Below are 233 nucleotides of genomic sequence, written 5' to 3'. Positions count from 1 at the left end.
CGCTGAAGAGCGCCTGGCCGTCGGCCTCGCCGAGCTGCTCGGGCGCGGTCAGCCAGATGCCCATCGCCGTCGAGACGACGGCATAGCTGAAGATGGTGTTGGCGAAGTCGTAGAGCGCCCAGGAGAGTGGGACGCGGGCCTGGCCGCTGGGCGTCAGCGAGCCGAGGTGGAAGAAGCTGCCGCGAGGCGTCGTGGTCGCCGGGTCGCTGACGACGGTCACGAGCGGCGGACGC

Annotated in this window: 1 protein-coding gene; it reads right to left on the bottom strand. The window is 71.2% G+C overall.

What is annotated here, in order from left to right; all coding sequences use genetic code 11:
- On the bottom strand, positions 1-233 hold a 233-nt coding region (locus ACLJNW_RS28805; RefSeq protein WP_410962104.1), incomplete at both ends, for a hypothetical protein.

The sequence above is a fragment of the Salmonella sp. SAL4457 genome (assembly GCF_046548235.1).
GTDB classification, from domain to species: Bacteria; Pseudomonadota; Gammaproteobacteria; order Enterobacterales; family Enterobacteriaceae; genus Salmonella; species Salmonella enterica.
This window is presented reverse-complemented; position numbering and strand designations above follow the sequence as displayed.